We start from the raw sequence: 26,514 nt of genomic DNA, 5'->3' as shown, positions 1-26,514 counted from the left end.
TGTTTTCTACGACTCACTGGCGCCCTACGGCACTTGGGTGAACGTTGCCGGCTGGGGGCCTTGCTGGCAGCCGAGAGTGGTAATTGTCAATCCGGCCTGGCAGCCATACTGCCATGGCGGTCGCTGGCTCTACACAGACTGTGGCTGGTACTGGCTTTCGGGCTATTCGTGGGGTTGGGCGCCGTTTCATTACGGCCGCTGGTTCCGTCACCATCGAATCGGTTGGTGCTGGACGCCGGACAGAGTTTGGGGGCCGTCGTGGGTCTGCTGGAGATACAGCGGCAACCACTGCGGGTGGGCGCCACTGCCGCCGCGCGCCGTCTTCAGGCCCGGCGTGGGTCTTACCTACCATGGCCGGCCTGTCCGCGCCGGATTCGGCTTTGGTTTGAGGTCCAGCGCTTACACGTTCGTTGATGCCGGTCGTTTCCGCGACCATCACCTGGACCGGCATGCCCTGAGGTCCGATCAGGCGCTTCGCGCCTATCACCAGACGACTCCGTCTGCGTCCATCGTCGAGAACAACCGCCGCGTCCTCAACCGCGGCATTCCCGCCTCAAGGATCGCGGCAGCCACCCGCACGGAAGTCCGCAAGGTCAACATTCAGCCCGTCAATAGTCCTGCCGCCCGGGGAAACCGCGGTGAACGGTTCGACAGCGCCAGGGGTACGCTGGCTGTTTCCCGCCCGCAGTTTCCCTCCTCCACAGTGACAGCCTCGCCCTCGAACCGCCGGACGAGGACCGAAAGCCGCAGCGGGACCGTTGGCTCGACATTTGCCCCCTCGACGCAACGAGCCGCGCCGGGCTCATCGCCAAGGCCAGAAGTGGGCGCCGCTGCCCAACCGCGTGCCGGGCAGTCATTTGCCACCAGAACCGAAAACCCTGCTATTGGGTCTCCCTCACTCACAATCACACGCCCCCGCTCCGAGCCGAACACCATTCGCACGAGACCGGAGGCTGCAACCAGGCCGAGCAGCCCTGTCATCATCCATCGTTCGGAGCGTCCAGACCGAGGCACGGCACACAGCAGTGCAGCCAGCCGGCACGAGAGCCCTTCCCGCCAATCGTCGGTTGCCCCTGCGAGAAGCGATCCTGCTCCGCGGCAATCCATCAGCCAGCCTCCGGCGCCAAGGATTGAAACACCGCGCCCCGCACCCGCGTCACCGTCGCGAGAAACCATTTCGCGGCCTGCGGTGCGTGAGCGCCCGCAACCTGTCACAACGCCGGCCTGGCGGGCGCCAACCCATTCACAGCCGGCTCGATCTACCTCGCGCGCGGTCGTGCCGTCCGTTCGCAGCGAACGGCAGCCGGCATCCAGGGCTCCGAGCTTCTCAGCGCCGGCCCCGGCTCCTCGCGCAGTTCCAGCGCCAAGTATATCGGTGCCGCGCCACAACCCGAGTCCCTCACCGGCACGCAGCGCTCCAGCGCGCACTTTCACGCCGTCGCGCGGTACCCCGGCGCCCAGTTTCTCGGCGCCGCGCAGCGCCCCGTCTCGTAGCTTCTCATCGCCGCCAGCGCGCTCATCCACCCCGTCGGCAGCGTCACCGGCCCCTCGGGTGCGAGCGATGGAATCCCGTCCCGCACCATCGGCGTCCCCACCGCCGAGAGCCTCTGCTTCGCCCGGCCACGGTCGTTCGTCCTCCGGCCAAAGAGGGCGATAGCCGCTCCACCCGCCCCGTTTTCTGCTTTTGCGGCCATAGAGGTGCTGGCACTATGGCGCCGATGGGTATTACCCCACGGCAGTTCAGGCAAATGCAGGAGCGCCTCGGCAGTCCGAAGCGCGCGGCCAGGGCCGTGTTCGAGCCCACCGCGCCGGTCAGTGCCAAAGCCCACCAGCTAATTCTGGGTCTGGATCCTTCGCTGCGCGGCACGGGCTACGGCGTGATCCGATTGGCCAAACCAAGTCCTCAAGCTCTGGAGCATGGCGTGGTATCCTGTCCGGCGAGTTGGGAACGTTCCCGTTGCCTGATGCAGATCGCCCGGACCCTGCGCGACGTGGCGCGGCGCTGGCAACTTGCCGTGTGCGTGGTCGAGGGGCTCTTCTATGCGCAGAACCTGCAGACGGCCCTCATCATGGGCGAGGCTCGCGGCGCGGCGCTGGCCACGGTCGCCGAGGCCGGCTTGGAGGTCTATGAGCTGGCTCCGCGCAAGGTGAAGCAGGCCATTGTCGGCTACGGCGCGGCGTCGAAACTCGCCGTGGCCAAGATGGTGCAACGCATGTTGCGCCTGCCCGAAGCACCCGTCCCGGACGCAGCCGACGCCCTGGCGCTGGCGCTGGCGTTTGCCCAGGAGCAAGGGCGCTACAGCTTTCAGGCCGCCAAACGCGTATGATTACCTTCCTGCACGGCAAACTGGTTGAGGCGCTTCCCACGCAAGTTATCGTGGACGTCAATGGCGTGGGTTACGAAGCGCTCATTCCGCTTTCGTCCTATGACAAGCTGCCGCAGCCCGGCCAGGAGATAAGACTCCTGACGCATTTGGTTGTGCGGGAAGACGCGCACACGCTCTATGGCTTCATGAGCGCCGCCGAGCGCGATTTGTTCCGCCTGCTCATCAACACCGTCAGCGGCATTGGCCCAAAGATCGCGCTCAATGTGCTCAGCGGTATCAGCGTGACGGCCTTCCGTGGCGCGGTGGCCAATGGAGACATCAAGATGCTGTCGCAAATCTCCGGCGTGGGCCGGAAGACAGCGGAGCGTATCGTGGTGGAACTCAAGGACAAGATCGGCGCCGCCGGCGCCTGGGAAGCCGCCAGCGCGCAGCGCGCCCGCTCGCCCGAGGATCAAAAGCTCAACGACGCCGTGCTGGCGTTGATGGCGCTGGGCTTCAAACAGGTTGAGGCCCACGAGGCCGCGCGTAAGGTCCAGGGCTCGCTGGGTCCCCAGGCCACCGTGGAGGACCTCGTCCGCGCTTGTTTGAAGAAGGGCGCCTGACGATTGTGAGCAGTCCTCCGTCCCAAGGCGTGAATGCCCCGCGCCCAGCCCGCAAGCGCAGATCGAGCGGCATTGTGGTGCCGAATGCGCCGCGTTGGTTCCAGCGGCTGGGTGCATGGCTGGTATTTCTGCTCGTGCGCGTCGTTTCCGCGACGTTGCGGTACCGATGGACGGACCACTCCGGCTACTTTGACGGCAGCGCGACTGGCCCGGCGATTTACTGCGTGTGGCACAACCGCCTCGCGCTCTGCCTGGTGCCGTATTACGGCTACGCCAAACACCGCAATCACACCCCCGGCTTGGCTGCGCTGGTCAGCGCCAGCAAAGATGGCGCTTTTCTTGCCGCCATCCTCGAATGCTTCGGCGTGCAACCAGTCCGCGGCTCCTCCAGCCGGCGCGGCCCGCAGGCCCTCATCGAATTGACCGGTTGGGCGGAACGCGGCTATGACCTGGCCATCACCCCCGACGGGCCGCGCGGGCCCTGCTATGTGGTGCAGGAGGGAGTCATGGGCCTGGCCCAAGTCACCGGCTTGCCTATCGTCCCGGCCTCCTATTACCTGGGCTGGAAGCTCCAGGCCAGGAGCTGGGACCGATTCCAGATCCCCCTGCCATTCTCGCGCTGTGAAATGGTAATCGGCAAGCCCGTGCGTGTGCCGCGCGAGGTGTCGGACGCGGAGCGGGAGGTGCTGCGGCAGCAACTCGAACGAACCCTGAAGGAGCTCTCGCAGGATTGACCGGCCCGGCAAGATCGCCGCCACCCCCGGGCTGTTCTGGGGCTCTCTCCACTTCCGGAAGGGGACGTCCCACGCTGCCATAGCCGCAACGTCATTAACCTCCCGCCTCGATCCCGCCGTTGGGTTTGAACGCCTTGCCTACCGGGACTATCATTACCTGTGATGTGCGAGGCAGGACACATTCGGCGCGCGCGGCTTGACCGCTGCGGCTTCACGCTGATCGAGCTGCTTGTCGTCATCGCCATCATCGCCATCCTGGCGGCCCTGCTGCTTCCGGCGCTCAACAAGGGCAAGCTCAAAGCCCAGGCCATCCAATGCATGAACAACCACCGCCAGTTGTGTTTGGCGTGGCGAATGTACTCCGATGACAACCAGGACCGGTTGCTGTATGCCAGCGAAGACCCCCGCAACCCCTCTACCATCGCCGCGACCTGGGTCACCGGCTGGCTTCAATGGTGGAACCCCGGGGACCCCGCCAACTGGGACCCGAACCACGACATCACCAGGAGTCCTTTATGGCCGTATTGCGGGAAGAACCTGGCCATCTGGAGATGTCCCGCCGACCGTTCAACCATCCTGGTTGACGGTCAAGCCAGGCCGCGCGTTCGCACCATGTCCATGAACTTCTACCTCGGCGGCTTCGGCGGCTGGGATAACAGCGAACGCCTCGATACTGGCGCCTACAGGCTGTATTTCAAACAAGCCGAATTGGTTAATCCCGGCCCCGCCAAAATCTTCGTTTTCCTTGACATGCGGCCCGACAGCATTGACGTGGGCAATTTCGCCGTGCGAATGTCCGGATGGCCAGATCAGCCTGCGCGCTACGGCTTTTACGATCTGCCCGGATTCTATCACCATTTCGCCGGCGGCTTCTCCTTTGCCGACGGGCATTCAGAACTGCGGCGCTGGCGCGACGCTCGCACCACGCCGCCGCTGGTGGAAAACGGCGGGGTAGGGGACTGGTTCAATTCGCCGGATAATCCCGATGTTGCCTGGCTGCAGGATCGTGCCACGCGGCCGAAATAACCAGGCGGCCGGGCAGGTGCTTTGAAAAGCATTGCTCCAGCATCGACTCGTCCGTAAGGTAAGCCGTGTCCGTTCGCCTAACCATTTTGGGCAGCGGTTCCAGTGGCAATTGCGCCTACGTGGAAACCGAAGAGGCCCGCGTCCTCATTGACGCGGGTTTCAGCCTGCGCCAGATTCGCCAGCGCCTCGCCACGATTGGCCGCGCGCCCGAGAACCTGACTGCGATCCTGATCACGCACGAACACTCGGACCATGTGCAGAGCCTCCCGGCCTTGAATGGGAAGTTGGGAATTCCCGTCTATGGCAACCGCCCCACTCTGGAGGCGGTCGAGTATCAATATGGAACGCGGCTGGCCTGCTGCCTGTTTGCGACCGGCGCCAGTTTCGAGGTGGGCGACATCCAGGTTGAGACGTTCAGCATTCCGCACGATGCCCAGGATCCTGTGGGCTACCTCCTGCGGACCAGCGCGGGCAATATCGGATTCCTGACCGACCTCGGTCATACAAACCGCCTGGTGCTCGAACGAATCCGCCCGGCCCATGCGCTGGTGCTGGAAGCCAACCACGATGTTCAGATGCTGCAGGATTGTCCGACACGCCCCTGGCCCCTGAAGCAGCGTATTCTGGGGCGGCACGGCCATCTGTCCAACGACGCCGCCGCTGAGACGGCCGAGCAGATCATGTCTGGCGACCTGCGCCATTTGTACTTGGGCCACTTGAGCCGCGAGTGCAATCTCCCAGAGTTGGCGCACCGCGTCGTCAGCGACCGCCTTCAAAAGATCGGGGCTAACCATGTACGCCTCGAACTAACCTCCCAAGCCCAGCCCTGCCCGACCCTGATATTATGATGGGCTGCCACTCGCTTTTCTTTCTCCCTGCGACAGAGGGTCGGGCTGAGGGAGACTGGGACGCACCGAGGCACTTTGACTGACGCGCAGGGACCCGCTCACCCCAAATGTATCAGGCCCAAAGGATTGAGTCCTTCGATCTGCCCGAGCTTCAGCCTTACCGCACGATGCGGCGGCAGGCGGAACACCGGCAGCAAGGCATCTTCGTTGCCGAGGGCGAAAAGGTTGTGCGGCGTTTGCTGGAGAGCAACTTCAGCGTCGTCTCGATGTTGCTCCCGGAAAAATGGCTGCGGGAATTGGAGCCCTTGCTGAAGGCCAGGACCGAAACCATCCAGGTTTACGTGGCCGAGAAGCCGCTGCTCGAGACACTCACCGGCTACTCCATGTATCAGGGCTTGCTCGCGTTGGGGAAAGTCCCGCCTCTCCCGACGCTGGCGGACATTATCGCGCGCAGCCCGCGGCCGCGTCTCCTGACGGCGGCCGACGGGCTCAGCAACGCCGAGAACCTCGGCGCCCTGGTCCGCAACTGCGCCGCCCTCAACGCCCAGGCCCTGGTCGTTGGCGAAACGTGCAGCAGTCCATTCTTACGCCGCGCCGTGCGAGGTTCGATGGGGGCTATTTTCCAACTGCCTGTCGTGGAGAGCGCGAGCCTGACCCAGGCCCTGCATGACCTGCGCAAACTGGGCGTTCGGTGCGTCGCCGCCCATCCGCATGCTGACGGCCACACACTCTCCCAAGTGAACTTTGCCGGCGACTGCTGCATCGTTTTCGGCAGTGAAGGTCACGGGGTCTCCCCCGCCGTGCTCGCCGCCTGCGACGAAGCCGCCGTCATCCCCATGTCCCCCACGGTGGACTCTCTCAATGTCGGCAGCGCCGCCGCGGTATTCCTTTACGAAGCCAATCGGCAGCGCAATCGAATGTAGAATTCGCGCTCCGTCGACAAGTTCTTGAGTGCGCCAGTCCTCTGGCGCTGTTTCCCAGCGAGCGCGCAGTTTCCAACGAGTCAGACGGCTGCCGCCTCCGCGATCAGACCTGTTGAAACACTTTCAAATACACCTCGCGCATGGCCCTTCGCCACCCGGCCAGCGCTTCGTGGAAAGCGTCCGGCGTAGTAAAGCCGCAGCGGACCGAGACGCGATAATATGGCGCGGGATCGTCAGGCAGAACAGTCTCTCCCTCGTAACTCCACCGCCGCAGGATGCCCTCGACACGTCGAACTTGGCGGTAATTTTGGATTAGCTTGTCCGCATCCGGCATGACACTGGCGGCACGTCCCCGCTCCAGGGCGTGCACGGTATTCGCCTCCTGCCAGCCGTTTTCGAGGCATAGTGTCTGCGCAATGAACTCTGCGTCCATCAGCCCCCCCTTGCCGGTCTTGATGGCCAGATCGTCTTTGCCCGGCGGAGTGCGTTCTTTCTCAATGCGCATGCGCATCTGGTGAATCCGGTGCTTCCAGTCCGGCGCATAGGCTGCCAGCGGCAACGACGGCTGCCGGAAATTAACAAGTGAAGCTGCCAGGGTCTGGAAACGAGCGCCCAGTTCCGGATCACCTGCCACTGCACGCATGCGTGTGAGGGATTGGATCTCCCAGAGCTGAGCGCGCTGCCGGTAATACTGCTCATAGGCACTCAGCGTGTTGACCAGGAGGCCTTTCTCGCCGTCTGGCCGCAAGCGGGCGTCGGTTCGAAATACCACACCCTGCTCGGTCCGCGCTGAGAGCAAGTCCAGTGCTTCCAACGCCAACCGGGTCAGTTTGCCCAAGTCCCTCGCCGTCGAATCGGCTATAAACACAACGTCCAGGTCCGAGCCGTAGTCAATCTCTACGCCGCCAAGTTTGCCGAGACCGACGATCACAAACGGAGGCAGCTTGACGTTGTGCTTGCGCATCACGACCTCCAGCGCGTATTGCAGGCAAGCTTCCGCCAGCCCTGAAAGCTCGGTTAAATACTGCTCGGGGTCCGCCAGGCCCAGGATATCTCGCAGGCCGATGCGCATAAGCTCGGCCTGGTGATACCGGCGCAGCCACAAGTGTTGGTCGTGGTCGCCCAACCCGTGTCGCAGGTCCCGCAGTGTCTCATCCGCTGACTTTCCCCGGCGCAGCCGGCCGCTCATCACCAGTTCATCTACCAGGTCCGGCGTGCGAATGGCCAGCTCTGCCAGGAATTCCGAGCGGTCGAACAGCAGCACCAGCAGCTCGAAGATCGAAGGGTTGCTGTGCCACAGCTCGAAGAGCGTCCCCCGCGCCCCGTAGGCGCTGATGAAGCTGTCGAGCCTCGTCACCACGCGGTCCGGATCAGAAAGCGGCACCGTTGCTGCCGGTAAGGACGTTTCTCCGAAACGTCCGCGCGGACGCCTTCGCGAAACGTTCCGGCCCGCGGGCTGCGGACACAGCGCGAAGAGTCGCGGCAGCAACTGATGCGCCAGGTCGCTCGTTCGCGGTGATACGTGAACATACCCTGGGCCCTCGACAAACTCCCGCAGTACGCGGAACGCCTTGTCCGGGTCCTTGAAGGTATGGTCGGTCAGGAGCTTCTTCCATTCTTCCTCGGCGCCCTCAAATTGGCCCGGGAACAGGGAGGGCGATTCACTTTCGCCGGCAGTCTCTTTCAGCAGCCGGTCGAATATCCGTCGGACATTCTCCGTGTGGGTTTGGCGCGCGGCTTCGAAGTCCTTTCTTGTCGCAATGCCCATCAAGCCTGCCAGGCGTTTCTGGGTCCGGTGGTCGGTGGGTATGGTGTGCGTTTGCAGGTTCTCCTCCATCTGCAGGCGGTGTTCCACCTCGCGCAAGAAGCCATATGCCGAGGCGAGCCGCCGGGATTCGTCTTCTGAGAGGAGTCCGTATTGAGCCAGCTTGCCCAGACATGGGAGGGTCTGGGCGCCCTGCAGAAAAGGTTGCCGACCTGCATGCAGGGTCTGCAGCGCCTGTGCCACAAACTCGACCTCGCGAATGCCTCCCCGCCCGAGCTTCACATTGCGATCCAGCTCATCCGCCTTGAGCACGTCACGCTCGATACGGCCTTTCATGGCCACCACTTCCCGCAACGCGTCTTCGTTGATGGATCGTGGATAACGGAACGGTTGCACCATCTCCAGGAACTCCGCCGCCAGCGTCCCATCGCCCGCCACGCCGCGCGCCTTGATCAGCATCATCCGTTCCCAGGTCTGCCCCCACTGCGCGTAGTAGTTCTCGAAGCCGGCGAGCGAGCGGGTCAACGGCCCCGCGTCTCCCTCGGGGCGCAACCGCAGATCAATCCGATAGAGCCATCCCTCCGGTGTCCTGCGGCTTACTTCGGCGATGAACGCCTCGGCCAGGCGGTTGAAGAAAAGATGGTTGGTCAGGACTGAGCGGAGCGATTCGCTGCCGGTGGGAGGCTGCCTGAAGACACTTCCCTCCTCGCTGTAAGCGAACAGCACGTCCACATCCGAGCTGTAGTTGAGCTCTTGCCCACCGAGCTTGCCCATGCCCAGAACGCAGCCCGCGGTCGGCTGCCAGCGTCCGTTCGCATCCCGGTGACAGGGCACGCCGTAACGCCCGGCAAGCTGCCGGTGGCAAACTTGCCAGACCACTTCCAGGCAGACGTCCGCCACGTCGGAAAGTTCCTGCATAATCTCGGATAACTTGCTGAGCCTTGCCAGGTCGCGTGCGGCGATGCGTAGCATCTCCCTCTGTTTGAACTCGCGCAAGCGCGTCAGCGCTGCCTCGAAACTCGAGGTCGCCAACAGAGGTTTCAACCACCGGCCGACCTCATTCCCAAGACCCTGCTTGCGCCGGGGGAACTGCAACGTTTCCGGCTCCAGCACGCCCAGCCAATCCGGCTTGGCCACTAGCAGGTTGCTCAGAGCCTGAGAGCCGCTGAAGAGTGCTGCCAGCACGCGCGCCTGCTCAGCCGAGGCGGCCTGGAGCGCTGATCCAGGGCTGGCGCCCGCGAGCAGGTCAAAAAAGTGCTTCGCCCGCCGCGGGTCTGAGCAGCTCTTGATGGCATTCGTCCATACTGGATTGTTCATTCCCAGAATACCCGGTCACAGGGTCACCGTCTCCAGTGCCACCTCGATCGAAGGGCGCTGTTCCGGGGGCTTCAGCGGAGTGAACAGTCCGCGCCAGAAGCCCAGGCCGTAGAGGATATGCGTCAACACAATCAGCGGGACCGCAGCCAGGCTCTGCCAAACTTGCCCACCCGCTGCGAGAGCCATCCCCTGTGCGAGAACGGCGAGGGCATAAACCGCGAGCGGCACAAAGCAAACCCAATTAACTGGTGTGAGAGCTAGCAGCAAAGGCAGCGCCAGCAAATACAAGCAAAAGAGTGGTGGCACGAAGTTGAGCGCCGAGCCGAAGGTCGGGTGCACACGGAACTGCTCGGCCCGGCCCCGCCCGTAAGTCATCAGCATCCTGGAGAAGGATCTGAGGCTGGAACGCGGACGGCGGCGCACGAGCAGTTGCGGATCGTAAATCAGCTTCCCTCCGCGCTTCTGCAACAAATCCATGAGCGCGTTCTCCTCGTTCGGATAGAGCGCCTCATTGAACCCGCCCAATTCCAGCATGGCCTGGCGGCGTGCCACCAGGTTGCACAAGATGAGTTCTTTCTCGCTCGACTCGCGCACCTGCCCGACCGCGGAATAGCGGGCGCGGCTTGGCCCAAAAGCCAGCCAGCTTGCCAGCACTCGCGCAAAGACCTGCTCAAGCGGCGGTGCCTCGGCTGGGCATACGTTCGGCCCCCCCACCATCTGCACCGTCGGATCGTGGAAATGGGCCACCGCGTGGCGCAGGTTGGCGGGTTCGGGTACCGAGTCGTCGTCCAGAAAGTAGATAAGCTCTCCGTGCGCGGCCCTCAGCGCGGTATTGCGCTGAACGGAAGGCTGCTTCCCACGCGCAACAAGTATCTCCAAGCGGTCAGCCGGGTAATCCAAGGCACGGCTGGCGGCCACGGCTTTGACCTCGGGTTGGGCAGGGCGGGCCGCGATCAGCACCGTAACGCTCGGCACGGTCTCGTTCACGTCCGCAGGCTAAAGTCCGGGGCGGGCAGATCAAAGCGCAAAATGCCTTTGACAATTTCGGCCAGGGTCATACATTTTGCCTCGCTCCGGATGGGGTCGTAGCTCAGTTGGTAGAGCGCCTGAATGGCATTCAGGAGGTCAGGGGTTCGAACCCCCTCGGCTCCACCATCCGCGTTTTGTTCATACCCCTCCAATTTTCAGGCCCAATTCCCGCTCGTCGACTTCACCGCGGCGGTATTCGGCGACGATGCGGCCTTCGAACATCACCAGGACGCGGTCTGACAGGGTTAGGACTTCGTCCAAATCAGAGCTGACGAGCAGCACACCGGCGCCTTCGTCGCGGGCTCGAACGATGCGGGAATGGATGAACTCAATCGCGCCAACATCCACCCCGCGCGTGGGGTGTGCCGCGATCAGGACCCGCGGGTGGCGCTGGAATTCCCGCGCCACGATGAGCTTCTGCTGGTTGCCGCCGGAGAGCTTGCCTGCCAGCAAGGTCAAGTGCGGTGGACGAATGTCGTGATCCGTGACTGCTTGTGCGGCTATGCGGGCCAGAGCATTCAAGCGGAGGAAGCCTGCACGGCTGAAAGCAGGGCTCCGTTGATGGCCTAAAAGGAAACTCTCGCTGACGGGCTGTTCCAGCAACAGCCCTTCCTGTTGACGATCTTCAGGAATGACCGCGACTCCCAGGTCGCGAATCCTCAGAGTATCAAAGCTATCCACCTCTTCGCCGCAAATGCGGACAGTCCCGGAAATCCGGGCGCGGAACTCGCGCGGATGCAGCAGCGTTTGCAGCAGCTCTGTCTGGCCGTTGCCTTCAACGCCGGCGACGCCCAAAATCTCACCATGCTTCACTGCGAAGCTGACCTGCGAGAGTCGGTGTCGGCTGCCGGCTGGACCCGTCAGGGTGAGCTCAGCGACTTCCAGCGCCAGCTCCGCGCGCGGGCGGGCGGGCGGGACATCAATGCTTAGCATCACCTTTCGCCCCACCATCAAGCTGGCAAGCTCCTGCGGATTGGTCCGGGACGTCTCCACTTCGCCGGTCACTTTGCCGCCGCGAAACACCGTTGCGCGATCGGTGAAGGACATCACGTCTTTGAGCTTGTGGGTGACCAGCAAAACAGTCTTGCCTTCCGCGCGCAGCTTCTCGAGGTTGCCAAACAAATCGTTCGTTTCCTGCGGGGTTAGCACCGCAGTCGGTTCGTCCAGGATAAGAATGCGCGCCTCGCGATAGAGCAGCTTCAGGATTTCCACGCGCTGCTGCAAACCGACGGGCAACTCCTCGACGGGGCGGTCCCAATCCACCGGCAACCCATATTGGCGCGCCAGAGTTTCCAGGCGCGCGCGGGCACCCTTGCGGTCTATCACGCGGTACCGGAGCGGCTCGGCTCCCAGCAGGATGTTATCCAGCGCGGAGTATGGTGCGGCGAGCATGAAATGTTGGTGCACCATGCCAACCCCCGCAGCAATGGCGTCCGAGGGCGAGGCCCAAACACATTTCCTGCCGCCAAGGAAGATCTCCCCAGCGTCCGGGTGCAACATGCCGTAGAGAATCTTCATTGCCGTGGATTTGCCTGCGCCGTTCTCCCCGATGACGCCGTGGATCGTGCCGGGCGCCACCCGCAAGTCCACGCCAGCGTTTGCCAGCACGCTGCCAAAGCGCTTGGTCAGTCCTCGCAACTCGACCGCTGGATCGCCGGGGGCCGTCATGACAGCAGTAGTGTCCGCCGTTTGCGGCGAGAGTCAACGGCTGGAGTTATGGGTAGCGCGCACATCTGCCAGTCGCTCCCCTTTTGCATTTCACGAGCAGCGTCAAGAGAGCACGGCTGAAGGTTCGGGTGGACAATCCCCACACTACAGCACCAGCTTATAGCCGACCCCATGCACCGTCACCAAGTGTTGGGGCTCGTCCCCGTTGTCACCCAACTTCTTGCGCAATTGCACAATCACCTGGTCCAGCGTGCGCGTTGTGCCGTAATAGTTGTAGCCCCAGACCTTGTTCAGCAACCGGTCGCGCGACAACACCTCGCCCGGATGCGCATGGAACATTTGGAGCAGCTTTAACTGCCTCTCGGTGAGTTCTTCCACTGTGCTCCCGCGCTTTAACTGAAACGTCTTGGGGTCAATGGTGGCGGCCCCGATTTGAAATGGCGTTTGCGCCGCTGGATCGTTCGAGGCAGCCGCCTCGGTGCGCCGGAGCAGGGCATGAATCCGCGCCAGCAACTCGCGCACGCCAAACGGCTTGGTCACGTAATCATCCGCTCCCAGGTTCAGTCCCACCACTTTGTCTATCTCCTGGCCTTTGGCGGTGAGCACCAGGATGGGTGTGGCGACCTTCTTGGCGCGAAGCTCTTTGCAGATGTCGTAGCCGCTCGCACCGGGCAGCATCACGTCCAACAACACCAGTGCCGGGCGGTGCTTGCGGACAGCGTCAATCGCCTGGTCCCCGCGATTACACACTGCTACATCGAACCCGTCGCTCTTGAGCACCTCCTCCAGCCCGAGCAGGATATGCGGATCATCTTCGACGATCAGTACTTTGGTCTTCATGGTGTTCAGGCCGGCTGCATCACCGGCAGTTTCAGAGTAAAGCGGCTCCCGCCTCCTTCGCGCGGTTCATAGGTCACATCGCCTCCGTGTGCCCGCGCGATTTGCCGGGCCAGCGTCAGGCCCAGGCCGGAGCCTTGGATTCCATTACCGAGCGAATCGTGTGCGCGGTAGAACTTTTCGAATATCTTCTCCGCGCAACCCGTCGGCACCCCCATGCCTCGATCCAGCACATTGACCTCCACGCATCGCGAGGGGCGACCGGGCTGTGCCACCCGCAGCGTGATTTCTTTCCGGCGGTCGGAGTACTTCTCCGCGTTGGACAACAGGTTCACCACCACTTGGGCCAGCGCGTCCCGATCACCGTTCAAGCGCACTGGCTCGTCGGGTAGATCGCATTCGAACCGAAATCCGTTGGCTTCCAGGTGCGGCCGGTAGATTTCCGCAGTCTCGCGGATTACCCCGATCAGGTCGCACTCCTGGAACTGGTATTTCTTCTCACCCCGTTCGATGCGGGCAAAGTCCAGCACGTTATTGATCAGCCGCGTCAGCCGCGCCGTCTCCGCCGTGATGATCCCCAGGTATGAGCGCTGCTTCGCCCGGTCGTTTACGCGCCCTTCGGCCAGCAGTTCCGCGAACATGCGAATCGAAGTAAGCGGCGTCTTCAACTCGTGTGAGACGTTGCTGACGAAGTCCGTCTTCTGCCGCGCCAGGGTGAGTTGTCGGTTCAGGTCCGTGACAATCAGCCAACTCCCGATCCCGATCGCCAGCAACAGCACCCCGATCAACAGCCCTAGCGTCAGCGTCACCAGGCGCGCCGACTGCGACAGCTTTGCCGGGTTCAACAGGTAAACCGCCACCTCCCAATGCGGCAGCGCCTCCCCGATCTCCGTCGCCACGAACGGCCGCTTCCATGTGGCCCGAAACCCCGGATGCGACAGCGCGACGGGCTTGGCCGTGTCATCCAGCAGCGCCACGCAAATCTCCTCCCGCAGCGCCGGCTCGATCTGGCGCACCCCCGCGCTCAACCCCTCCACCAGCCGGGACAAGGCCAATTGCGCGCCGAAGACCAGGTTCGACTGGTTCGGCGGCCGATGCCACACCAGCACGTCCAGCTTGTTGTCCACGAAGCGCGCGATGGTTCCCTCGCTCTCTTCGCCGATCACCTGCCGGAACTCCGCCGACGCCGCCAGCAGCCGGGAAAACTGACCCTGCTCCGTCTGCGCCGCCCGCTGATTGTCAATGGCCTGTTGCTGGGGCACCACGCTCCGCTGCTGAAACGTGTTCACCCCGGCTTGCCTGATTGCGTTTTGGGTCTCCGGCTCCACAGAGTTCTGTAGCATCGCGTTGTTGCCAATGTTGAGAACCTGCGAGTAATTGGCGTACACGTTGGCAATCTCCCGATTGGCCAGGAATCGGCCATTGTCGTCCAGGAATCGGCGCGCTTCGGCCCCCCCCAGGACCGTGGGCGCAATGATATCGCCGGCCAGGCTCACCGCGAAACCCACTTGCGCCAGCGGCCAGTCCTTCCGCAGCAGGTCATCAAACATGACGGTGACGCGCTTCGTGTTGTCTGGCCTCAGCAGCTTCGCCACCTGGCCCACAAAGCTGCGCTGGCACTCCGCCAGCGCGTCCTGCACCTCCTTCGCCTTCGCGTCTGCCACGCCTTGGTAGAGCAGCGACTGCTGCCGTTCCAGAATGAACTGCTGGTCGCGCAGCGAACGCACCGCCAGCCAGGCCAGCACCAGGCTCGGCCCCAGCACCGCCAGCACGAATACCAGCGCGACCTTCTTCATGGCATCATTATGCGCCCAAGCTAGCCCGTCGGCCATCCAAACTTGTCACGGCCCGGCAACAGAAGTGTAAAAGAATTGTAAGCCGCCCGGCGACCGGGCGGCTTACTGATTTCGTGGGAAAAGGGCAGGGCAGGGGTGGCCTGCTCCCGTTTGCCTTCCGCGCTCCGCGCAACTACTCGCCCATCAGGTGCTCCAGCACCATCTGGTCCAGCGCCGCGTAATTGCGGTCGGCCACGAGCTGCCGCGCCGCCTTCTCGTCGAACGTCCGCGCCTTGCGCACCAGCTTCATGAACGTGCGCCGGCTGTTGCTCAGGTGCGCCAGCCAGTGCTCGACCTTTGTTGACCGGAACGGATGCACGTCGAAGCACACATATTCGCCATTCTTCCCATAGCCGTTGCGCTCCAGCGCCCGCACCTGATTGAATGCGACTCGCAGGTTCGAGCTGGCGAAAGGCTTGTCCTGGTCAAACTTAAGCCCGTTCTGGTCGTTGAGGTGCAGCGACCAAAGCTTGCCGAAGGCCATCGCGAAATCAATTTCATCGGCCGGATCCAGCCCCGCCAGGATGGCGTGGGCTGATTCAATGAGGCAGCCCACCCGCTTCGGGTCGCGTGTCAATTGCGCAATCGCAAGCGCGTGGCCGATGGTTGGCACATACGCATGATCCATCGGCTCATTGGGCTTGGGTTCGATCGAAATGCGTATTCTGCGGTCATGCGCGAGCATCTTGTCCAGCGCCTGCACCAGCAGGTCAACGCTGCGTCGGCCATTCTTGGCTTCCCGCAGGTAGGTGCCTTCTCGCGCCAGCCACAGCACGATCAGATCCGTGCCCAGGTAATTCGCCACGTCAATGCACCGCAGCGAGCGCTCGATGGCATACTGCCGGCACTTCGGGTCGTTGTTCGTGTAGGCCCCGTCAATCGTCTTGGGGCTGAACCACAGCCGCGGCGCCACCATCTCCGCCGCCACGCCCGCATCCGCCAGCTTCGTCTTCAGCTCCTTGGATTCCTTGCGCAACTGCGCGTCAGACTTTCCGTCAATGTCCGGCACCGCGTCGTCGTCATGAAACATCATGGCGTCGAAGCCGAGCTTCTTGAGTTGTTTGAGCTTCCAGTCGAACGTCTGGGCCGGCCGTGTGGGCGGGCCGTAGGGATCCTGACCTTCGCTGATATTCCAGGGACCGAAACAGAATTGGTATTGTTGTTTTGCCATAAGCGTGCGCCCAGCCTACGCATCCCGCCCGGTTTTCAAAGCCCAAAATGCAAGTCAGAGGCTATTCGCCGAAACGTGCGGTCTTTACCTGATCCAGGTCCGCTCGGCGAGACGCCCCTGCTCAGAGAGGTGCCGGCGGGCCATAGCGAGGAAGAAATGCCCGCTTCCCTTCTCCTGCCGGGCCCACTATAACAGTTGCAATGGCATTCAAAGACTTTCCGGCACAAGCGCAAAGCGTGGAGTTGCTGCAACGCTCGCTCGAGCGCAGGCGGTTGGCCCATGCCTACCTCTTCACCGGCCACAAGCTCGATGAGTTGGAAGCGCTTGCGCGGACGCTGGCCAAGACCCTCAATTGCCTGCACCCAGTTAAGCGGAGCGGTGTGGCCGTTGACTGCTGCGACCGATGTCTGAACTGCCAGAAAGTTGAGGACGGCAATCACGCTGATGTCTTCTGGGTGCGTCCTGTGTCCAAGCTGCGCCAGATAAAGATCAACCAGATCGTCCACCGCGAGGACGGCCCGCCACGTGTGCTGCTGGACGCGGTCAATCTCAAGCCGGCCGAGAGCCAATACAAGTTCGGCATCCTCGTCGCCGCCGACCGGATGAACGAGAATGCGGCTAATGCCTTCCTCAAGACCCTCGAAGAGCCCCCGCCTCACTCCGTCCTGATTCTCCTGACCACCGAGCCGCAGCGGCTGCTTGAAACTATCCTGTCACGGTGCTTGCGCTTGAACTTCGCCGCCGAAGGACCGCAACTGTTGGCGCCGGCGCAAATGGAGTGGCTGACGACTTTCAGCGAGATGGCGGCGGCGGAGCAGAAGAGCCTGCTAGGCCGCTATCGCCTCATGGATGTGCTGCTGCGAAAGCTCAATGCAGTCCGGACAAGCATCGAGGAGACGCTTACCGCACGCTCGCCGCTGGAGAAATACGAGGACGCTGAAGAGGACCTGCGCGATCGGTGGGAGCAGGAATTCAAAGCCGCCGTGGAAGCCGAGTATCGCCGCCAGCGGTCCGATTTTCTCCTCGCCCTGCAATGGTGGCTGCGCGATGTGTGGTTCCAGACGTTGGCAGAAGGCGAGAGCCCAAAGGCCAGACTCCAAGGTCCTGAATCAGGAGTCAACTCGTTGCTGGCGTTTCCGCGGTTGGTGGGGACCCAGCGCGTGGCCAGGCGTATCTCGCCCAAAGCCGCCCTGGAGAACCTGCGCATCATCGAGCAACTCCAACGCTGGCTCCACACCAATGTTCAGGAGGCGCTGGCCCTGGAGGTTGGGCTGCTGAAGCTCAATCTATGACACGCACTGGTATGGGAACTCTCCTGCCGGACAGGCTTCGAGTTCAGGCCTCAGCGGACGCAATCGGGCGCCGCTACCAAGGCGGCGGATCTTTCCATGGAAGCGGGGCGTCGGCCAGGCTGGGCTATCGCTTTGGCGGTGTTGACCGGCAGTGCCATGCATTGGTCGAGACGACAGTTCCTGGCTGACCGGGTGGGGCGGTCTCGCCAACCATGAAGCCCGAACCGCCAGCCGTGGGAGCCCAGCGCAGTGACCTGCTACCTGCTGTGTTCGCCGGGATGTTCGGCGTACTCCTGGGATTATCGCTCCTGAAGTTCGGCAATCCGCCCATTACAGAGAAGTGGGTCACCGCCCCGACCCAGTTGAACGAGTTCCTGTTCAGCTATCCGTGGCCAATCGGCTGGGCGTATGGATTGCTGGCGTTGACCGCCCTGGTTGGGGTCTCCGTCGCGCGCTGGAAATTATCTGCGCCTTGGTGGGTGGTCGTTTTACCGATGGTCTGGCTGGTTTGGCAATGCATTGCCAGCACAAAATCGGCCGAGCCCACTCTCACCGAAGCCACCTTGAAGCACTTTATTGCGTGTGCCGTTTGCTTCTACCTGGGTTACTTTTCTCTTAGCCGTGTTCGACGACTCTGGCTGTTCTGGGCCGGCTTGCTGGGCGGTTTCCTTATCGTCCTGGCAGCAGGCTGGGAGCAACACCTCGGCGGTTTGGAGGCTTCGCGCCGTTACTTCTTTCTCTACGTGTATCCCGGGCTGACGGAGGTCTCCCCGGATTACCTCAAGAAGATCAACAGCAACCGCATCTTCGCAACGCTCTTTTATCCCAATACTCTGGCTGGAGCGTTGCTGCTGCTGCTGCCTGCCACATTGGCAGGCCTGTGGCAGTTGCGCGCGATTCTGACCCCGGCCGCCCGGTGGTTTCTGATGGGCGTGGTCGGAGTCGCTGGCCTGGCCTGCCTCTACTGGTCGGGCTCGAAGGGCGGCTGGCTGCTGATGCTGTTGATTGGACTGGTCGGGTTGCTGCGCTTTCCCTTCAGCCGGCAGCTCAAACTCGCCCTCGTGACCGCGATTCTGCTGGCCGGGCTGGCTGGTTTCTTCTGGCGGCACGCGGTGTTCTTTCAAAAGGGCGCAACAAGCGTCGGCGCACGGTTCGACTATTGGGGCGCTGCGGTCCAAACCGCCATGGACAAACCTCTGCTCGGCACCGGTCCCGGCACCTTCGCGAGCGCCTATCAGAAGGTCAAGCGTCCGGAATCCGAAATGGCGCGCCTGACGCACAACGACTACTTGCAGCAGGCTTCTGACTCCGGTTTTGTGGGCTTCCTGGCCTACACCCTGTTCATTGTGAGTGCATTGGTATGCAGTTTTCCCCGTGCGGGCGAGAGTTCAGCCACGGGGCACGACAATTGGCAGGTCTTCGCGGTCTGGCTGGGGGCACTTGGTTGGAGCCTGCAAGGTCTGGTCGAATTTGGGCTTTATATCCCCGCTCTCGCCTGGCCAGTTTTTGCCTTCCTGGGCTGGCTCTTGGGCATCAAGAACACCAACGGCTCACATCCGCCCAAGTCCGTCAGGAATCCACTCGACAACAGAGCCCAAAGCCGCTAGTTTCGGGCACCGGAATGAGAATCCTGTTCCTCAACGGCCCGAACCTGAACCTGCTTGGCCAGCGGGAGCCTGAGGTTTACGGGCGGACGACTCTGGCCGAAATCGAGGCCAAAGTCCGCGCCCGGGCCAAGAAGCTCAAGGCGGCAGTGGAATTCCACCAATCCAATCAGGAAGGTGAACTGATCTCTTGGATTCAGCAGGCCAAGGGGAGGTTTGACGCCATCGTCTTGAACGCCGCTGCCTACACCCATACTAGCGTCGCCCTGCGCGATGCCATTGCCGCCGTCGGCATACCTACCATCGAAGTCCACCTTTCGAACATTCACGCCCGGGAAAAATTCCGGCATATATCGATTATCGCCCCGGTTTGTTGCGGCCAAATCCTCGGTTTTGGAGCCAATTCCTACTTATTGGCCTTGGAGGCTGCCGTTAACGTTAACGCGAGGTAATAATGGCGCCTCGCATGGCCCTTTTCGCGCTGTGTTGGGGCGTTTCTAAGGCTTAAACTCGGCCGAAATCCACCCTAATTTTGCCTGGAGATTGTCTGTTGACGACATCGGACGGGTTTGCTAGCGTCTTGCTCAATTAAGATAGTAGGTTTGGCGTAAGGCAACAAACAACTGTGGACCTAAAAGACATTAAAGCCATTATTGACCTGATGAGGAAGAACGCCGTAACGGAGTTCGAACTCGAAAAGCAGGACTTCAAGATCAGGCTTAGGCGCGGAGCGAACGGGGGTAGTTCTGTGGTCAGTAATGAAGATCCGCCCCCCGTAGTCTATGCCCAGCCACCAGTGGTGGCGGTTCCTGCCCCGGCACCCCCCCCCACCGCAGTGCCTGCCAGCAATGAACTTGAAATCAAGTCCCCCATGATTGGCACGTTCTACCGCGCGCCGTCCCCCGAATCCGCCCCCTACGTCGAGGTGGGCACCGAGGTCAACGCCGACACGGTGGTGTGCATCATCGAGGCTATGAAGGTGATGAACGAGATCAAAGCTGAAGCCAAGGGGGTCATTACACAGGTGCTGGTAGAGAACGCCAAACCGGTGGAATTCGGCCAGGCTCTGTTCAAGCTCCGCCCCTCCTGAACCGGATTAAGGATGTTTTGGCCACGGGTTTCGCCTTAACGACTTAACGCTTCAACGTCTCCAGGCATGTTCGAGAAAATTCTGGTCGCCAATCGCGGCGAAATCGCCGTGCGCATCATTCGCGCCTGCAAGGAACTCAATATCCGCACCGTGGCGATCTACTCGGAAGCGGACGCCAACTCGATGCACGTCCAGTTGGCCGACGAAGCTATCTGTATCGGCAAAGCTCCTGCTGGCGAAAGCTACCTGCGGATTGACCGGATCGTCAGCGCGGCGGAAATCACCGATGTGGATGCCATCCATCCCGGTTATGGTTTCCTGGCCGAGAATGCCCACTTCGCGGATGTCTGCGAGAGCTGCAACATCCGCTTTATCGGCCCAAACTCTCGCGCTATGAATGCCCTGGAGGACAAGGCTGTCAGCCGGGCATTGGCCAAGAAGGCAGACGTGCCCACGCCTCCCGGTTCGGACGGAGTGGTGGACACCGAGCAGGACGCCCTGATGGTGGCCAAGCGCATCGGTTACCCGGTGATGATCAAAGCCATCGCCGGCGGTGGTGGCCGGGGCATGCGGGTCGCTCATAATGACATCTCGCTGGTTAAAGGCTTTCACACCGCGCGCGGCGAGGCTGAGAAGGCCTTCGGCAACTCCGGGGTATATGTCGAGAAGTTCATCGAGAACCCTCACCACATTGAGTTCCAAATTCTGGGCGACCATAAAGGCCACATCATTCACCTGGGCGAGCGGGATTGCTCCATCCAGCGCCGCAATCAGAAGGTCGTCGAGGAAGCCCCTTCACCGCTGCTGGACAATCCGCGGTTCAAGAAGCTCCGCGAAAGGATGGGCAAGGCCGCGATCAAGATTGCCGAAGCCGCCAACTACACCAACGCGGGAACGGTGGAATTCATCGTGGACTCCGATGGCCGGTTCTACTTCCTCGAAGTGAACAAGCGCATTCAGGTCGAGCACCCGGTTACTGAGGAAGTCACCGGCATTGACCTGGTGCGCTATCAGATCATGCTTGCGATGGGCGAACCTCTGCGCCATTCCCAGAGCGACATTCACTTCAAGGGCCACGCCATCGAATGCCGCATCAACGCGGAAGATGCTTTCGATGACTTCCGTCCCAGCCCCGGGCGGATCGAGATGTATTACCAGCCCGGCGGCCGCGGTGTCCGCGTGGACACCCATGCCTACGCCGGCTACACGATTCCCTCGTCCTACGACTCGATGATTGCCAAGCTCGTTACTGTCGGCCGCGACCGGCGCGATGCCATGGACAAGATGAGCCGCGCGCTGAGTGAGTACATGATCACTGGTGTAAAGACGACCATCGCTTTCCAGCAGGCGATTCTGCAGGACCCCAACTTCCGCCGCGGCGTTTATTCCACCACTTTCATCGAACAACTCCTCAGCGGCGCCCGCCGGGATCTGCTCGCAGAAAAGGCCTAACCCATCGGCGGCACCACGCTGTCGTAGGTCAGCGGCGGCACGACGCGGCCGTCGCCGGTCTTGACCGTCCGCGTCTTCTCGTCGAAGAACAGCGCCAAACCCAGCCGCTCGGACATCTCCGCCAGGCAGAGCACCGTCTGCGCCCGAATGGCCAGTTCAACGTTTGCCACGGGCACCTTGCCGCTGCGAATGCAGTCGAAGAAGTTCTTCTCGAGCCGCTCAATTCTCTCCGGCGGCTGTGGGTCCGCGAATGCCTCCGCCTCCAGCTCATCCGTGAAAATAGCCTCCGGCTTCAGCTCCACCCGGTTCTGGCTTGAGGCGAAATGCAGCGTCGCCTTCCGGCCCCTTATGACCTCGGGCAGGCCCTGCTCATTGACCGTGGTCCCGACTACCGCCAGGGTCAGACCGCTGGGAAACTCCGTCAGCAAATGGGTCGTGTCGGTGATGTCGCGGTCAGTCGAGACTTTGCGTGTGCCGGTGGCCACCACACGGCGCGGAAACTCGGGGTTGCCGGTCGCCAGCATCAGCGGTTGGAAGCGGTGTGGCAGGAGGTTGCCGATAATGCCGGAATTATACGCGTAATACTTGTGCCAGCTAAAGTAGTGATCGGGGTTGAAAGGGATCTTTGGCACCTTACCCAGCCAGCGGACCCAGTCCAGGTTCTGCTCCGACACCCCCGCATCAACCGGGAACGTCCACTCGCTGTTGTTTTTGTTGTTGCGGCAATAAGAGCCCTGGCCCCAGACCAGCGGGCCAAGCTTGCCTGCCTTGATCCACTCCGCCGCCTTGTGCCACTTGGAGTCCATGCAGCCTTGCGAGCCGATCACATACGTCTTGCCGGTCTTCTTGACAGCGTCATAGACCTCGAATGCCTCGGCCAAATACCGGGTCATCGGCTTCTCGCAAAACACATGTTTCCCCGCCTCCAGCGCGTCAATGCTCACTTGGCCGTGCCACACGTCTGTCGTTGCCGTAATGATGGCGTCAACGTCCTTCCGCTCCAGCAGCTTCCGGTGATCCCGGTATGCGCCGGCCTCGCTCACGCCGATGGCCTGCCGTGCCTGGTCCAGATGCCGCTGGTAAACGTCGCACACCGCCACCTGGGCAATGTTGTTGTCCTGGGCATGTTTCTTTTCCAGGTTGACGTGGAGCATGCCCTGCTTGCCGGTGCCGATGTAGGCCACGTTGATGCGGTCATTGGCGCCAAGGACCCGGCCGGTCGAAGGCGCCTGGTTCTGGCCGTACACGGGGGTCTTGAACAGATTGGTGGCGCTGACCGCCGCGGCCACGCTGGCGGCCTTCTTGATGAAAGTGCGGCGGGACTCGCCAGGGTTCATGCTCTGGTTTGGAATCGAATTCATAGAATATGCTAAGGTTTTGGACGCAACAACGCGCAGACTAACTGGAACACAGACGAAAAAGCAAGGCCCCCATTCAATCTTTCCCCCTCGCGCTCAGGGCGGCGCTGTTACCATGGCGGCACGCTGGGGATAGCCTGCTGATGCGGTTGGGCTACGGTGTGTATCCCATGGGGAGCGCTCCCCATGGGATACACACCGTAGCACCACCATCCCGGCACCGTATCGCCAAGCCAAAGATGCCGAGGTCAGTGGGGACTGGAAAAGGCGGGCAGGCAGGAGGACTGTCCAAAATATGGACAGTGCGCGGCTCAGAGATTGGGGTGCATATCCACCACAACCTGCACCTGGCCGCCGCCAACAACATCGAGACCATCGTTCGGGGCAACAAAAGGTAGAGTGCCATCATGACCGCGCTTGGCCGCGGGGCCGGCAACTGCCGGATGTGGATGCGGATCAGTCTTCTGCACAACCCCAGATACGACCTGCTCCCTGTCCTGCGCTGCGCGCATGACACGGTAGAATCCATGCGCTTGGAACCGCTGTGGGGGTTCGATCTGGCGTATAGAATCACCGGTTCTCTGAACCAGCATCCCCGCTCCGCTATCAAGCTCAAGCAGGCCGGGATCCGGGGCAATATCCGGGACTTCTACAACGAGATTTGGGAGTAAAGCCGTGGCATGACGCCCTTTCCTAAGCCTTCGGCCCTGTTAACTCCCATCCTGCTCGATACTCACGTCCCAGGCATCGGTCAGCTTCCGCGACATTGGGGACTTTGCAGCGCGGTGCGTCAAAGAGCAGCCGTCTGCCGCCCAAGCGCAACGACACCGCCCCCAGGTTGAAGGCGGCTGAAATAGACCCGGCTCGCAAAAAATCCCCGTAGCTGGGCGGTCCGCCCTTGCAGGCGGCCACCCACGATGCCGCAGCTTCGCGCCGGGCTTGGCCCGGATGCCCTTGCCGGGCCTTTTCCGCTGCCTGAAATTCCCGCATTTTCTTCCCAGGGATAATGTGAGGATCCTCGCCGCGGAACCCGGCGAGTATCTTGCCATTGTCGCCTACGAACATCATCCCCTCGGCGGGCAGTTCCGTATTCTCCGCCTCCAACTCTTCCGGCGATGGCGGTCGCATTGAGCCGTCGTACCAGAACAGGTCGAGCGCAGGACGCGAACCTTTCGCGGCGAACTTGAATCGTATCGTGCATGCCGCCGGGAACGAGTAGTCATTCCTGATGCGCACGGACACGCTGTCCTTCAGCGCGCAGACGTGGCTGGGCCGCGACTCCACCATCACCGGTGCGTCCAGATCAAAGACCTGGAATACCGGCCACAGGCTGTAATGGCCCATATCGGCCAGCGCCCCGCCGCCGAACTCATACCACCCCCGGAACACCGCATGGGTGTAGTGCGGGTGATAGGGCCGGTCCAGCGACGGCCCGAGCCACAGCGGCCAGTCAAAACCCGCCGGCACGGGCGGCTGGTCTGTCGGGATGGTTGCGTATTGCGGCCACACAGGCCGGTTCGACCAATTGTGAATCTCGCGCAGTTTGCCGATCGCCCCGGCGTCAACCCAGTTCTTGATTTCGCGGGCATTCGCGCCGTCACTGGCTGCCAGAAAGTGCGTGGCCACCTTTGTTTGGCGCGCCGTCTCGATCACCCACCGCGCCTCCAGCAGACGATTGGCCAGCGGCTTGTGCATCATTACGTGCTTCCCTTGCTTCATCGCCGCTATGGCGATCGTGGCGTGCAGATGGTCCGGCGTCATCACTTTGACGGCATTAACGTCCTTTTCCTTCTCCAGCAATTCACGGAAATCGGCGTAAGCCGCGCAGCCGGTGAACTTCTCCGAGCCTCGTTTGGCCGCGTAGTAGGTCTCAACGACTTCCTTTGCGATGTCGCGGCCTCCGGGAATGCCCGGTGTGCCGCGCCGCCAGTCAGGCCTGCCCAGTGCCGCAGCCAGCTCTGTGCGCAGACCATCCTTCGACCAGTCCACATAATCGTGGCTTTCCTTAACCGGATCGCAGACGGCGACAATTTGCACTTCCGGCATCGCCAGCATGCCCGGCATTTCCCGCAATCCTTGCGTGCCGCAGCCAATGTAGGCGACGGTGATTTTCTCGCTCGGCGCCACAAATCCAGTCCCGCCCAGCACATGCCGCGGCACGATCGTAAACGCTGCCGCTGCCGCGCCGCTCGCTGCTATGAACTTCCGCCGGGAAACGCCCGGGGTACCGATCTGGTTGCTTGTCTCGCTTGCTTTCATGTTCCGAGTCTGACCCAAACATCTCTGCCAGGCAACTCCTCGCCCATTCGGCCTCACGTGGCTGCCGCACCTCGGCCGCCAGACGGCAGAGGCCGGTTTCTGCTGGGCAAGACGAGGCGGCTCCCACAGCGCGCCACATGAATAGGATTTGTGCTTGCCATTCCCGACACCGCGCCCTGAAATCACCCGATGCATCTTGGAACTTCTCGTTACGCGCACGTACTCGTGACCCTTGCTTGCGTGATCGCCGGCGCTACTCCGGCGCCGGAGACGCTGGCAGCGCAGGCCACCACCAACTACTCGCTGACCGTCAGCACGCAGCGACCGGACGCGATCTACCGGAAGGGGGAGGAAGTGGTGTTCAACATCCGGCTGGCGCATCAGGAGCAACTTGTGCCGGAAGCCGAGGTGCAATGGACCCTGTCGAAGGACGGGGTGCCGCCGATCACAACAGGGACGTTGAAGCTGTCCGACGGACGCGGGGTGATCTCGGGCAAACTGAACGAGCCGGGATTCCTGCAGTGCCGGGTAACCTTTGCGGCGACCGACGGGTCCACCCGCGCTGCGGTTGCCGGCGCCGGGGTCGCTCCGCTGCGAATCAAGCCTAGTTTGCCCGTTCCGCGCGACTTTGACGCATTCTGGTTCGCGCAGAAGCGAAAGCTGGTCCCGGTGCCGATTAACGCAAAACTCGCGCAGGTGGAATCACGTGAGGCCGGCGTCGAGGCTTTTGACCTCCAGGCCGATTGCGTCGGGGCGCCCGTCTCAGGCTACTATGCCCGACCGGCTGCGGCCCGGGCCAGGAGCCTGCCTATAATCCTTACCGTCCACGGGGCAGGGGTGCGGAGTGCCAATCTGGCCGGGACCGTCGGCTGGGCCAAACAAGGTTTCCTGGCGCTCGACATCAACGCGCATGGGATTCCGAACGGCAAGCCCGACCAGTTTTACCAGGACCTGGCGAGCGGCGAGTTGAAAGAATACCGCACCCAAGGGCGGGAGTCGCGGGACACGATCTATTTCCTGGGGATGTTCCTTCGCCTCGTGCGGGCGATTGATTTCCTGACCGCGCAGCCGGAGTGGGATGGACGCGCGCTGATTGTGCACGGCAGCAGCCAGGGCGGAGCGCAATCGATCGTTGCGGCGGGACTCGATTCGCGGGTGACATTTCTTGCCGCGGGCGTGCCGGCCATGTGCGATCACACCGGGGCAGTGGCGGGTCGCGCCAGCGGGTGGCCGAAGCTGGTGCCGAATGGCGCCGACGGCAAGCCCGAGGCGCGGGCGCTGGAGGCCGCGCGTTATTATGATGCGATGAACTTCGCCCGCCGAACGAAGAGTTCTGAGTCAGTCCGTCAACGGTTTTGTTGAAAGTTATTCACCGCG

General features: G+C 62.2%; 22 protein-coding genes and 1 tRNA gene. 14 read left to right on the top strand and 9 right to left on the bottom strand.

What is annotated here, in order from left to right; translation table 11 throughout:
• Positions 1-1,430 precede the first annotated feature (1,430 nt).
• Positions 1,431-1,694, bottom strand: a complete 264-nt coding sequence (locus P5205_10845) for a hypothetical protein (protein ID HSA10853.1) — start codon at positions 1,692-1,694, stop codon at positions 1,431-1,433.
• Positions 1,695-1,709: 15 nt separating this feature from the next.
• On the opposite strand from P5205_10845, the gene ruvC reads away from it, so the two are divergent.
• From ruvC to P5205_10815, 6 genes are all read left to right on the top strand, one after another.
• The gene (gene ruvC / locus P5205_10840) at positions 1,710-2,327 is read left to right on the top strand and encodes a crossover junction endodeoxyribonuclease RuvC (GenBank protein ID HSA10852.1); all 618 of its coding nucleotides are present in this window, start codon (positions 1,710-1,712) and stop codon (positions 2,325-2,327) included.
• A complete protein-coding gene (gene ruvA / locus P5205_10835) occupies positions 2,324-2,929 on the top strand; it encodes a Holliday junction branch migration protein RuvA (GenBank protein ID HSA10851.1) in 606 nt (201 codons plus the stop codon). The genes ruvC and ruvA overlap by 4 nt, the downstream gene beginning before the upstream one ends.
• A 5-nt stretch (positions 2,930-2,934) precedes the next feature.
• Positions 2,935-3,663: a lysophospholipid acyltransferase family protein gene (locus P5205_10830; GenBank protein HSA10850.1), complete on the top strand. Its 729-nt coding sequence runs from the start codon at positions 2,935-2,937 to the stop codon at positions 3,661-3,663.
• A gap of 162 nt (positions 3,664-3,825) precedes the next feature.
• Positions 3,826-4,689, top strand: coding sequence for a prepilin-type N-terminal cleavage/methylation domain-containing protein (locus tag P5205_10825; protein ID HSA10849.1), 864 nt, complete (start codon positions 3,826-3,828; stop codon positions 4,687-4,689).
• 65 nt (positions 4,690-4,754) lie between these two features.
• Complete coding sequence (locus tag P5205_10820; protein ID HSA10848.1) at positions 4,755-5,537, top strand: MBL fold metallo-hydrolase; 783 nt, start codon at positions 4,755-4,757, stop codon at positions 5,535-5,537.
• A 107-nt stretch (positions 5,538-5,644) separates the two neighbouring features.
• Positions 5,645-6,460, top strand: a complete 816-nt coding sequence (locus tag P5205_10815; protein ID HSA10847.1) for an RNA methyltransferase — start codon at positions 5,645-5,647, stop codon at positions 6,458-6,460.
• A 103-nt stretch (positions 6,461-6,563) separates the two neighbouring features.
• On the opposite strand, the gene glnE is transcribed toward P5205_10815, so the two are convergent.
• Together glnE and P5205_10805 are read right to left on the bottom strand one after the other, a co-directional pair.
• The gene (glnE, locus tag P5205_10810; GenBank protein ID HSA10846.1) at positions 6,564-9,542 is read right to left on the bottom strand and encodes a bifunctional [glutamate--ammonia ligase]-adenylyl-L-tyrosine phosphorylase/[glutamate--ammonia-ligase] adenylyltransferase; all 2,979 of its coding nucleotides are present in this window, start codon (positions 9,540-9,542) and stop codon (positions 6,564-6,566) included.
• Between the two features lie 15 nt (positions 9,543-9,557).
• The gene (locus P5205_10805) at positions 9,558-10,529 is read right to left on the bottom strand and encodes a glycosyltransferase family 2 protein (GenBank protein ID HSA10845.1); all 972 of its coding nucleotides are present in this window, start codon (positions 10,527-10,529) and stop codon (positions 9,558-9,560) included.
• 92 nt (positions 10,530-10,621) lie between these two features.
• On the opposite strand from P5205_10805, the gene P5205_10800 reads away from it, so the two are divergent.
• Positions 10,622-10,697: transfer RNA gene (locus tag P5205_10800), tRNA-Ala, on the top strand.
• Between the two features lie 12 nt (positions 10,698-10,709).
• Here the strand turns inward: P5205_10800 and P5205_10795 are convergent.
• The 4 genes from P5205_10795 to P5205_10780 form a co-directional block, all read right to left on the bottom strand.
• Positions 10,710-12,239 carry an ABC transporter ATP-binding protein gene (locus P5205_10795; GenBank protein ID HSA10844.1) on the bottom strand — a complete coding sequence of 510 codons (1,530 nt, stop codon included), beginning with the start codon at positions 12,237-12,239 and terminating at the stop codon, positions 10,710-10,712.
• Positions 12,240-12,383: 144 nt separating this feature from the next.
• A complete protein-coding gene (locus tag P5205_10790) occupies positions 12,384-13,079 on the bottom strand; it encodes a response regulator transcription factor (protein ID HSA10843.1) in 696 nt (231 codons plus the stop codon).
• Between the two features lie 5 nt (positions 13,080-13,084).
• Positions 13,085-14,872 carry a HAMP domain-containing sensor histidine kinase gene (locus P5205_10785; GenBank protein ID HSA10842.1) on the bottom strand — a complete coding sequence of 596 codons (1,788 nt, stop codon included), beginning with the start codon at positions 14,870-14,872 and terminating at the stop codon, positions 13,085-13,087.
• A 172-nt stretch (positions 14,873-15,044) separates the two neighbouring features.
• Positions 15,045-16,082, bottom strand: coding sequence for a TIM barrel protein (locus P5205_10780; protein HSA10841.1), 1,038 nt, complete (start codon positions 16,080-16,082; stop codon positions 15,045-15,047).
• 200 nt (positions 16,083-16,282) lie between these two features.
• On the opposite strand from P5205_10780, the gene P5205_10775 reads away from it, so the two are divergent.
• From P5205_10775 to accC, 5 genes are all read left to right on the top strand, one after another.
• Complete coding sequence (locus P5205_10775; GenBank protein HSA10840.1) at positions 16,283-17,374, top strand: hypothetical protein; 1,092 nt, start codon at positions 16,283-16,285, stop codon at positions 17,372-17,374.
• Between the two features lie 212 nt (positions 17,375-17,586).
• The gene (locus tag P5205_10770) at positions 17,587-18,981 is read left to right on the top strand and encodes an O-antigen ligase family protein (protein ID HSA10839.1); all 1,395 of its coding nucleotides are present in this window, start codon (positions 17,587-17,589) and stop codon (positions 18,979-18,981) included.
• 14 nt (positions 18,982-18,995) lie between these two features.
• Positions 18,996-19,430 carry a type II 3-dehydroquinate dehydratase gene (gene aroQ / locus P5205_10765; GenBank protein HSA10838.1) on the top strand — a complete coding sequence of 145 codons (435 nt, stop codon included), beginning with the start codon at positions 18,996-18,998 and terminating at the stop codon, positions 19,428-19,430.
• A 173-nt stretch (positions 19,431-19,603) separates the two neighbouring features.
• Positions 19,604-20,068, top strand: coding sequence for an acetyl-CoA carboxylase biotin carboxyl carrier protein (gene accB / locus P5205_10760; protein ID HSA10837.1), 465 nt, complete (start codon positions 19,604-19,606; stop codon positions 20,066-20,068).
• Positions 20,069-20,134: 66 nt separating this feature from the next.
• On the top strand, positions 20,135-21,520 hold the full coding sequence (gene accC / locus P5205_10755) for an acetyl-CoA carboxylase biotin carboxylase subunit (protein HSA10836.1): 1,386 nt from the start codon (positions 20,135-20,137) through the stop codon (positions 21,518-21,520).
• On the opposite strand, the gene P5205_10750 is transcribed toward accC, so the two are convergent.
• On the bottom strand, positions 21,517-22,881 hold the full coding sequence (locus tag P5205_10750) for a Gfo/Idh/MocA family oxidoreductase (protein HSA10835.1): 1,365 nt from the start codon (positions 22,879-22,881) through the stop codon (positions 21,517-21,519). The genes accC and P5205_10750 overlap by 4 nt on opposite strands.
• A 404-nt stretch (positions 22,882-23,285) precedes the next feature.
• On the opposite strand from P5205_10750, the gene P5205_10745 reads away from it, so the two are divergent.
• A complete protein-coding gene (locus tag P5205_10745; protein ID HSA10834.1) occupies positions 23,286-23,549 on the top strand; it encodes a hypothetical protein in 264 nt (87 codons plus the stop codon).
• A 22-nt stretch (positions 23,550-23,571) separates the two neighbouring features.
• On the opposite strand, the gene P5205_10740 is transcribed toward P5205_10745, so the two are convergent.
• Positions 23,572-25,137 carry a Gfo/Idh/MocA family oxidoreductase gene (locus P5205_10740; GenBank protein HSA10833.1) on the bottom strand — a complete coding sequence of 522 codons (1,566 nt, stop codon included), beginning with the start codon at positions 25,135-25,137 and terminating at the stop codon, positions 23,572-23,574.
• A 189-nt stretch (positions 25,138-25,326) separates the two neighbouring features.
• On the opposite strand from P5205_10740, the gene P5205_10735 reads away from it, so the two are divergent.
• A complete protein-coding gene (locus tag P5205_10735) occupies positions 25,327-26,499 on the top strand; it encodes an acetylxylan esterase (protein HSA10832.1) in 1,173 nt (390 codons plus the stop codon).
• The last annotated feature ends 15 nt before the right edge of the window (positions 26,500-26,514 follow it).

The sequence above is a fragment of the Candidatus Paceibacterota bacterium genome, from assembly GCA_035452965.1.
Classification (GTDB): Bacteria; Verrucomicrobiota; Verrucomicrobiia; order Limisphaerales; family UBA8199; genus UBA8199.
Note: the sequence above shows the minus strand (reverse complement) of the source record. Positions and strands in the feature narration are given on the sequence as shown.